The following is a 9,626-nucleotide window of genomic DNA, read 5'->3' as shown; positions in this document are numbered from 1 at the left end:
TATATGTTTCCTCTCCATTCCCTAAATTAATTTTATAAAATGATTTTATAAAATGCATTTATAATATAAAACGTGAAACCGCATTCGTCAACACCTAAACAGATCAAATTTGGCATAATCCTTCTTGCCAAAGTTTCTTTATTTTCTTGGGTATGCTATATTGAAACTGAAATTAGGCCAATCCATTTTACAAAACAACTTTATATAACGGGGTATGATCATGGATCAGAGCATCACGTTTCAAGACATTAAAAAAAATAACTATTCCTCGATTTACCATCTCATCTATCAGCAGGGAAAGCTGTCCAAGCAAGAAATAGCCAGTCAGCTTCGCTTGAGCTTGCCCACCGTATCCCAGAATCTGGTCCGTCTCGAAGAAGAGCAGCTGATTGCGAAGAGCGGACAGTTTGAATCCTCTGTAGGCCGGCGTGCAACCGCCTATGCGATATGTCCGCAGGCCCGGGTTGCCATCGGGGTCGAGATTCAGAAGGAGACGGTGCGCATGCTTGCCGTCGACTTGCTTGGCACCGTTATTCAGAAGACGGATGTCCCGCTTCCTTATGTCAATGCCGACAGCTACTACCAAGCGCTGAGCCGGATCGTCCAGGATTTCATTGCTTCGCTGGCGGTAACGGATGAACAGGTGTTGGGGATCGGGCTTGCGGTACAAGCCTTGACGTCGGTGGATGGACGTAAGATTACGTATGGCAAAATACTGAACTTTACAGGGCTTGAAATTACGGCATTCTCTCAATATCTCAAGTATCCTTGCAGGTTTGTGCATGATGCCAAATGTGCGGCGACCACCGAGCTGTGGGTGAGGAATGATATCGGCGATGCCGTCTACCTGTCGATCGGGCGACACCTCGGCGGAGCCATCATCATCAACAATCAGATTGAGATGGGAAAAGAAGGACATAGCGGTACCGTGGAGCATATGACCATCGATCGCAACGGGCCCTCCTGCTATTGCGGCAAGAATGGCTGCATGGAAACCTATTGCTCTGTCAGCGCACTTCTGGAGGAAGGCGAGACGCTCGATCATTTCTTTGCCCAGCTGCGCTCCGGTGCGGCTCCGTTTATGGCGAGGTGGGACCGGTTTCTGGATATGCTGGCATTGTCCATCAACAACATTCACCTTGTCATTAACCGGGAGTTCATTATTGGAGGACATATTTCCCCTTATCTGGAAGAACAGGATCTTCACATTCTTCATGAAAAGGTACATGAAAAAACGGCATTTCCGAGCCATGAGCCCTTTATTCATCTCAGCCGTTCACCGGAAAATGGAGTTCCTGTCGGGGCAGCGATTCCGTTTATCCAATCCTTCCTGGATCGCATCTGAAGACTTGTGCGTTTGTGCGTTTAATTTCTTCTCCATTTGCTTCCGGCAAAGCCGTTCTGCTTGATGTGACTCCCCTCCATTCTTGGCGGGGACGGCTTCAAGTCGATGCCCGGGAGCATTTCCGGTATAAAATCTAAAAAAGCCGAGCACGTCAATCGGGGATCAGCCCCGCTTCGTGTTCGGCTTTTTGGATAGGTTGTGCTTACGGGCGGCGCATCTTGCTCCGCATGGACTGTTGCCGCCCCGTTTTATGACCCATATGGCGCTGCGAATTCAATAATGTTACGGTCCGGATCAAGCAGAAAGATTTGAGCAAATCCGGCTACGCTGTCCGGCCTGGCCTCATAAGAAATGCCTGTCTGATCCAGATATGCCTTCGTCTCACTGAAACTAGCCACCCAGATCGAAAAATGCCCGTCCGTCGTATCAATACCTCGATCACGGAGCGTATCGCCTTCCGGATGCTCGAGCAAATGCAGCTGTTGATCACCAACCGCATACCACACCCCTTTGGAATTAAACGGTGGACGCGGCAGCTCCGGAAATTTCAGCACTTCGGAGTAAAAGACTTTGGCCCGCTTCAGATCCCGCACCGCCAAACTGACATGATGCAGTCCTTGAAACCGAATCATCGTTACAACATCCCCTTTCATCCGTATATGGTCGTATGTTTGTTCATTGTACAGGAAAACTTAACTAGCATGAAGCCTTGTATGACTTGAATTTTACCACAAAGGAGCCGTCCACATGGAAATTCGCACGAATGAGTATACCATCGCAGCCCTGAACGAGGAGGACAGCACCTTGAAGGCGATTCAGGATGCCGAGGCCACCATCGCCCAAATTACCGGCCGGGACATCACACTTATCGCCTATGAGAAGAAACCGATAGACGCCGAGGAATAACACGCTCTTGCTCAAGCTTTCTGCTGCTTTCCGGTCATAAAAACAGCGAGCTGCCCAGGCCTGTTGGCCGAGACGGCTCGCTGTTTTAGTTCAATTCAATGTTATGTTTCAAGTTAACGCTCAGCGCTTGTTCATGTTCATGAGCGGCTTATTTTAGCGTGCAGCTCTCACACCGAGCGTTACGATCTCATAAGGCTTGACCGCAAGACTCAGGTTGCCTCCCTCGGCCAGCTCCAGACGCGCGCCTTTCGTTTCCAGAATGTCGCTCTTATAAGCTCCGGTGGCAGGCAGCGCAGTGCTCAGGTTGAGTTCGGCATCATTCCCCGCAAGATTGTACCAGCGCAGCATCAGGTCGCCTGTCTTCGCATTCACCTTCAGCGAGGAGAACGCCAGCGAACCGTCATTCCATTCAAACGGTGTGAACACAGGCGCAATCGTGCCCTCCTGCACGCCCGTCTGAACAGCTGTCCAAGGCACCTGGAACTGGTACGCCTCGGCATAGGCTCCATCCCCGATGCCGCTGCCCTGATGCGGGATCACTTCCATACGCACGGTGTATTCACCCAGACACTGGGCTTCCGGCGTCGGGAAGTACCCCCAATCGCCCAGCTCGCCCACAGCGCGAAGCAGCGTGACGGCAATCGTGTTGCGGCCGTCGCGCAGCACCTCGTATTCGTTCAAGCCGAGGTTGGCTACGGTCAGCCCCGCGCCTTCGGAAGCAACATCCACGAAGGCTTGCTGATGCGCCGTGTTGCTCGGATTTTCCCACTCCTTGGCCGGCACGTTGTTCCGCTTCGCCACCTCGAACATGGAGTCAACGAAATGGAAAGATGCGTCCAGATCCGTCGGGAACAATGCACGAACACGATGATCCTTCGCGCGATTATCCAGCGTTGTCTCAATCTCTACACCTTTACCGCTGCGGTTCAAGCTGAGCACGGTGCGGATGGTCATCGGCACCAGCTCTGCCGAGCGCTGCGACTTGCGGTACGGATAGTACACCAGCTCGCGCTGCTCCTCATCCAGCTTGGCCTCTGCAGAGGCCGGAATCGACCAGTTATGGACGATTTCAACGGAAGCCCGGTACGGCGTATCCTCCAGCACCCGGAACGTCGCCGCCAGCCCTTTCGTGGTCAACGGCTGCTCGCCATCCGGCTGCTTGTACATGTACTCGTTTCCGATATCCCCTGTATCCTCATAGATGCCGAGGTCGCGGTATACTTGTCCGCTCTTCTTATCCGTCAGCGTAAAGGATCCGTCTTCGGCAATATCCACTTTAAGCAGCTCATTCTCCAGCACCCGGACACCGCTGAATAGCGTGCCTGTCACCGCAGGCTTCCGGTCGCTCTTCACCCAGGCATAGGCGGACAGCCCCATCGCCGGAATATCGGTTGCTTCAAATGTCAACCGAACCCGTCTGCACATATAAGGCTGACGGAATTTATCATCCGGCAGATCATAGCCGAACTGCTGGCCGAGATCCTCGACGGTGCATGGAATGGCTTGTCCCTGTGCGTCCACAAGCACGCGGCCGGATAGATCAACATCCTTCATCCGGCGGCTTGTCTCCTTAATGGAGAAGCCATCCCGGAAATAGAGACGCTCTGCGTCCAGCTCAACGCTGACCGTACCGCTGCGGCTCCATCCGGTCGTGTTGAACACCACCAGCGGCAATGGGTCTTCCCCATACTGGGCAAATGCCGTTGTATTCACTGCGTCTGCAATGACACGTACGCTATCGTCCACGATGTTCTCGGCCACATGGGCGCTCTTCTCGAAACGGGTGACCATCTCGCGGTGCACCTCATCCACGCTGCAGCCGCAGATGCTGTCATGCGGATGGTTCTGCATCAGCGTCTTCCATGCATACGTAAACAGATGATGCGGGTATTCCCGGCCAAGGAGGCTCGCGTAGGAGGCCAGCGGCTCGGCCACTTTCTCCAGCAGCGTCTGTCCGCGCTGGTTCATCTGTTTCAAATAAACGCGAGCCGAGGCGGTGTTAACCAGTGTGCCCCAGCCATCAGTGCGCTGGCTGCGCAGCTCGCCTTTGACGGATGACAGATCCTGCGGAAGCTTCTCGCGAACCGCCTTCAGATAATCATCAAAATTCGAATGAATGAATTCGGTATCCGGGTACAGCTCTTTAGCAGTGCGGATCGCTTCCGGCAGATCGGTCTGAATCGGCTGATGGTCACAGCCGTTCATGTACAGCAGCTCTTGGGTCGAGGCATACTTCTCGGCATCCGCCAGCTTGCGGTCCCAGAATTTCTTCGCCTCTTCCTTATCCACCGGCACTTCGTTGCCGTTGCTGTACCAGTTGGCAAACAGAATGCCCAGCACCTTGGAGCCATCCGGGCCCTCCCACATCAATTCGGAGAAGGAGGATTCATATCCGCCATCCGATACGGTGTTATTGAAGCCGGTCGGCTTCACGCCCCGGCCGAAGAAGGCGTTATCGATGCCGGATTGCACCATCAGCTGCGGGATTTGTCCGGTCAGGCCGAACGTATCCGGGAAATAGCCGATTTTGGCTACCGTTCCGTACTTCTCCGCATCCTGATGGCCAATCTGCATGTTTCTGACGTTCGCCTCACTGCTGGTCAGGAAAGCATCCTGCAGAATGTACCAAGGGCCGATAATGATGCGCCCGTCGCGGATCAGCTGCTCCAGCTGTTCCTTCTTCTCAGGCCTTACCTGCAAGTAGTCCTCAATGATAATTGTCTGCCCGTCGAGGAAAAAGCTTCGGTATTCCGGTTCCTTCTCCATCGTTGCCAGCAGGCTGTCCATCAGCTCGATCAACCGTACATGATGTTTTTCATACGGCAGGTACCATTCCCGGTCCCAATGCGTATGCGAAATGATATGCGCCTTTCTGGATTGATCCATCGTTATCCTCCTTAATTAGCCTTGTGCCGCCGCTACCGTTACTTCTTCTGGGCGGTAAACCGCAAGCAGCTCTCCGCTCTTGTTCACAGCGAACAGTACTGAACGATCTGCTTCCAGTATAAAGGAATATACCGCGTTCGACACGGGGTCCTTGATTTCAATCTCCGTATCCCAGCTTTGCTCCGAGCCGAATACAAACAGCGCGCCATCTTCAAACGAAATTTTCCGGCCATACACGCCGGACGCTTCGCCGCCTTTATGCCAGATCAGGCCCTGATCTGCTCCGGACTTCTTCATCGCATAGCGGTAAGCCGCCGCAACCGTATCGATCCGGTCATTCAGCTCCAGCGGAAGCGGGCTCCACAGCAAGCGGCCGTTTCCGAGCGCAACTTCAATGATCGATGGCACCGCCATCCCGTTTCCAGCTTCAGCAGGGACTTCTTTGCACAGCTCGGCGATTTTGCGGTGTCCATAGGAGACCTGAACCGTCTCTTCACCGATACGAAGCGCTTCTTCACGTCTGACATTGTGCAGCTGTCTGTTGCCCAGCTCGCCTACAAGGCGGCTCACCGGACGCCAATAAGCATCCAGACTGAGAGGACCTGTCAGCAGCAGCGTCGCTCCCGTCTCCTTGATGATGTCGATCAGATCGGCAAACGCACTATCATCCACATTATGAGCGCTCGGCAGAATGATCAGCTTGGCCGGATCGCGGCGCAGCGAACTCAGATCGTACTCCCCTACGCCTCTAAACGGCACGTTCAGCTCATAAGCCAGCGCCCGTGTCGCCTTGGTTGTTGCCTCAAATGCCAGCTTCCGGTTAGAGAAATCATTCGAATATGGGAAAATAACCGCGGTCTCTTCCAGCTTGCGCCCTTGGAACAGATCACGGATGCTTTCCATGAACGATCCGAAATCATAGGACACGTCCGCTTCTGGCTTCTCTGTTCCGTCTGCGCGAACCGCCCCGATATGTGATTCATTAGCATTATCCATATAAAAATTCGTATTCCAGATCCAGTGGATCGCTCCAGCACCGCCGGTTGCAAACGCATAAGCGTACTTGCGCTCCAGCAAGTTGCGAAGCTCCGCTTCACTGCGCTTCGCCCGTCCGTCCGGCGTCTCCACGTACATGATGCCCGTCTCTTGGATCAGATTCGGCTTGTCCGGCGTCTTCGCGAAGATGCCGTCCCAGATCAGATAATCGTTGAGCCACCAGGAATGCACCGTTGTATAATCCGCCGCCTCGGCGTAGAAGAACGGGGACGGCCGCTGCGCGCCCAAAGCCTCATCCTGTCCAACGGTAATCAGATGATCAGGACATACGTCTTTGATCGATTCATACAGCTCCTTCGCCCAACGATTATGCATCTCCATCGAGAACAGCACATAATCGAGCCACTGCAGTCCTTTTTTGCCCTGATGCATATCCTGGACATCGAAGTTGATTTGCTCCGGCTCCGGCGGCACTGCCGCTTCGAAGGAAGGCAGCTGTTCCGCTGTCATATTCCACCGCTCCTGCAGCCGTTCAATGCGGCCATGGCGCTGCTTCAGCCACTCGGCATAGGCCGACCGCTCGAACCGGTCCCGCGAGGAACGAGGCCCATCCGAGAATATCCGCGGCGGGTCGAACATCGATGGTTCGTTGATCAGATCCCAGTCGACGTTTTTCGTGTTTTTATGGCGCATGATGATCGAGCGAATAAACCGCTTCTGCGCCTCCACGCTTCTCGGATCAAGATACGGGTTCTCGCCTTCCCACGTCTCGGGCGTAAAGGAGAAGAAGGTGAAGGTGACCTGCAGGTCATGCTTCTTCGCCGTCATCAAGAAGGCGTCAATGGAGCGCAGCACCTCTTCCGACGCATGGCCGTCCACCTGCATGATGTTGCGATAAGCGGTCCATATGCCTGTCCGAATCCAGTTGATGCCTGCTTGACGCATCTGGGCCATATCCCGATCCCACACATCCGTATTCGGGAGGAACAGAAACTTGCGCGCCACATCGGACGTCATATAGGTCATGCCCACGACGGGCAGCGGGCGCCCGTCCTTCATGAAATAATCCCGGCCGGCGCTGATCGGTGTGCCCTGCTCCAGCAGCTGCGTATCCGCTCCCCAGAAGCCTTGACGCAACCGGCGAACTTCACCGCCGGGGCCTTTCGCTTCGCACATGACGCGATACGCCCCTGGCCGCACCTCCACCGGCACAGCCATGCGCTGCACATGGAACTGACCTGTAACATCCACCGATAGATGATGCTCCCAGACTAGAGCCGAATCTTCGGCCAATTCAACCCGAATATGAAATGTCCATGTCTGTTTCTCATGCGCTGAAAGCGCCTTGCCCAGCCGCTGAGCCTGCAAGGTCAACACCGGGCGCTCGCCAGCTTCATAGGAAGCATAATTCGGCTTGATCCACAGCTCAGTCACGCCGAGCGCACAAAATTCCGCCCAGCGGCGAACCTCCTCTGACCCTCCTCCTTGCCAGAAGGAAGAGGAGAGCGGCTGATTGACGAACAGCCAGCGGGCGCCGACATATGGGCCGCCGACATGCTCCCACAGCACCGCCGGCGCTGATACTTCGCGCCCCGAATCTGTCGTGCCGGTAAGCAGCGGATAGATGCGGGTGTCCATCGGACCCGCCGAACCCATCTGATGCGGGAGATCGCTGCTCTTGGTGACATGCGGCACAAGATTCCAGGTGTCGCTCACGTCCAGCAGGCCGCTGCTTGCGCTCATCAGCGGAATGTCTTCGCTGCTCTTCAGACCGCTGACGCGTCCGCTGTCAACAGGCAGCGCTTCATGGATGTGAAGCTGCTGATGGTACGCGGTCTGCTCGTGCTCGGCGATCCATTCGCCGTCCTCGAAGCGGACCGGACGTTTAAACGGCGCTCCGCCGATGCTGACAAGGCCGCCACCCTCGCGAAGGAAGCCGAGAATCTGAAGCCAAGCCGCCTTCGGAAAATACGGTGCATGCAGATTGACGAAGCTCGCGCCGCTGCCAGTTTCCTTCGCAAGCACGTCGGCAAGCTCCGCGGCGCTGCATACAACGTCAAACGCTGCCAATCCCTCTGCCGAACCCGGCAGGCCGGCAGCCGAAGCTGCCGGAAACGACGGATCATATAACGCAATGAGCCTGCTCATTACAGAATCCCTGCCTTCATCGCCTGATACACAAGCTGTGAGAAGAGACTGTTCGACCAAGCGAACCACTTTCTCGTAAACTCATGCGGATTGTCCGCATGGAAGCCTTCATGCATAAAGCCGGTATCCGCATCCGTGGCCTCCAGCATATCAATCATCTGCAGCTTCTCTTCCGGCGTCTCTGCGGTGATGCCCTGCATCGACAGCGCCATATGCCAAATGTAGTTCGGCGGCGTGTGCGGGCTGCCGATTCCTTTGGCCACTTTGCCCTCATAGTAGAACGGATTCTCTTTGCTCAGGGCAAAGCGTCTTGTATTCTGGTAAATCGGATCATCGGCCGATACATAACCAAGGTAAGGAATCGACATCAAGCCAGGCGTACCTGCATCGTCCATCAAGCAGTAGTTGCCATAGCCGTCAGTCTCATAAGCGTAGATCGGGCCGAACTCCGGATGGCGATAGATGCCGTACAGCTGGATGCCATGATCAACCTCTGCTTCCAGCTCCTTCAATTCAGCCAGCAGCTTCATGTCGCGGAAGATCCACTCAGCGAATTCCTGCATTTGGCGCAGCGCTACCACCGCGAACATATTGCCCGGAATGTTGTAATGGAAATCGCAAGCGTCATCGCTGGAGCGGAAGCCGGACCAGATCATACCCGTATAATTGACCGGCATGCCAAGGCCTTTGTTGCGCAGGGAATCGGTCGGAATGCCGTTGTTGCGCGTGAAGCGGTACGGCGATTTCTCGAAATGATGCTGCTCGGTTTTGAACAGCTCGACAATCGTCAGCAGCGCTTTTTTGAAATTGGCGTCAAATACGTCCGTCAGGCCGGTTTCCTTCCAATACAGATAGGCCAAACGCACCGAGAAGCAGAGGGAATCGATCTCGAATTTCCGTTCCCATACCCAAGGCGACATATCTGTCTCATCCGTTGTATTCCAGTGCCAGTCATTCGCCGACTCATTGAATGCATTCGCATAAGGGTCAATCAGGATGTACTGGAAGTGACGCTTGATCAAGCCGCTCAGGATGCGCTGAAGGGCAGGGTCATTCTTCGCGAACGGAATGTAATGAACGACTTGCTCCACGGAATCCCGCAGCCACATCGCCGGAATGTCACCGGTAATGACAAATGTCGTACCGTCATCCAAGAGCTTGGTTGTCGTCTCCAGCGTATTCGGAAATGTGTTCTTGAACAGCTTCAGCAGCTTCGGGCGATGCGCAAGCTTCTCGTCGGCCTCCTGCAGCACGTCCTGAATCGATTGCGGCAGCTCAAGCTTAGGCATCGGTATTTGGGGGAGTCTGAATTGTTCCATGATGTATAGGCTCCTTTGACTGTTAA

At 54.6% G+C, this 9,626-nt stretch carries 6 protein-coding genes; 2 read left to right on the top strand and 4 right to left on the bottom strand.

Annotated features, from left to right (window positions below):
* The first annotated feature begins 220 nt into the window (after window positions 1–220).
* Entirely contained in the window at window positions 221–1,345 is a 1,125-nt protein-coding gene (locus CHH67_RS01665) for an ROK family transcriptional regulator (protein WP_095263244.1), read from the top strand.
* Window positions 1,346–1,593: 248 nt separating this feature from the next.
* Here CHH67_RS01665 and CHH67_RS01660 read toward each other — a convergent pair whose 3' ends face one another.
* Window positions 1,594–1,977: a VOC family protein gene (locus tag CHH67_RS01660; protein ID WP_095263243.1), complete on the bottom strand. Its 384-nt coding sequence runs from the start codon at window positions 1,975–1,977 to the stop codon at window positions 1,594–1,596.
* A gap of 115 nt (window positions 1,978–2,092) precedes the next feature.
* Here CHH67_RS01660 and CHH67_RS26080 point away from each other — a divergent pair, with 115 nt between their 5' ends.
* Window positions 2,093–2,251 carry a hypothetical protein gene (locus CHH67_RS26080; RefSeq protein ID WP_176475451.1) on the top strand — a complete coding sequence of 53 codons (159 nt, stop codon included), beginning with the start codon at window positions 2,093–2,095 and terminating at the stop codon, window positions 2,249–2,251.
* Between the two features lie 153 nt (window positions 2,252–2,404).
* On the opposite strand, the gene CHH67_RS01655 is transcribed toward CHH67_RS26080, so the two are convergent.
* From CHH67_RS01655 to CHH67_RS01645, 3 genes are read right to left on the bottom strand one after another with little or no spacing between them, the layout of a single operon-like run.
* The gene (locus CHH67_RS01655) at window positions 2,405–5,137 is read right to left on the bottom strand and encodes an alpha-mannosidase (RefSeq protein WP_095263242.1); all 2,733 of its coding nucleotides are present in this window, start codon (window positions 5,135–5,137) and stop codon (window positions 2,405–2,407) included.
* A gap of 15 nt (window positions 5,138–5,152) precedes the next feature.
* Entirely contained in the window at window positions 5,153–8,281 is a 3,129-nt protein-coding gene (locus CHH67_RS01650; RefSeq protein WP_095263241.1) for an alpha-amylase family protein, read from the bottom strand.
* Window positions 8,281–9,600, bottom strand: coding sequence for a glycoside hydrolase family 125 protein (locus CHH67_RS01645; protein ID WP_095263240.1), 1,320 nt, complete (start codon window positions 9,598–9,600; stop codon window positions 8,281–8,283). Before CHH67_RS01645 ends, CHH67_RS01650 begins: the two co-directional genes overlap by 1 nt.
* Window positions 9,601–9,626: the final 26 nt, after the last annotated feature.

This window comes from Paenibacillus campinasensis, assembly GCF_002272015.1.
Classification (GTDB): domain Bacteria; phylum Bacillota; class Bacilli; order Paenibacillales; family Paenibacillaceae; genus Paenibacillus_AQ; species Paenibacillus_AQ campinasensis.
Note: the sequence above shows the minus strand (reverse complement) of the source record. Positions and strands in the feature narration are given on the sequence as shown.